Origin of the sequence: Anaerococcus lactolyticus ATCC 51172 (genome assembly GCF_000156575.1) — a bacterium.
Lineage (GTDB): Bacteria > Bacillota > Clostridia > Tissierellales > Peptoniphilaceae > Anaerococcus > Anaerococcus lactolyticus.
Window position 1 is genome coordinate 1 of the sequence record NZ_GG666129.1, and the last position, 241, is coordinate 241.

Sequence of the window (241 nt, forward strand, 5' to 3'; positions counted from 1 at the left end):
GAAGAACAATCCGAAGTTCGGCGAGGCGCTGAACGCGGCGCTGGAGAAGATCAAGGCCGACGGCCGCTTCGCCAAGCTCTCGGAAAAGTGGTTCGGCCTGGACGTCAGCCAGCCGCCGAAGTGAGTTCCCGCCCGAACGGGGGAAGCGGCCGCGCCCGAGAGACGCGGCCGTCGTGTTTGTCGATGGAGTGTTGAATGAATTCGCTGCAGAAATTGCTCGAATGGCTCGCCAACCTGGTCG

Annotated in this window: 1 protein-coding gene; it reads left to right on the plus strand. The window is 62.7% G+C overall.

The genetic code is table 11. The annotated features are described in order from the left end of the window. A partial coding sequence (locus tag HMPREF0072_RS12740) for a transporter substrate-binding domain-containing protein (protein WP_004830677.1) occupies nt 1-124 on the plus strand: 124 nt, incomplete at its 5' end. Between the last annotated feature and the right edge of the window lie 117 nt (nt 125-241).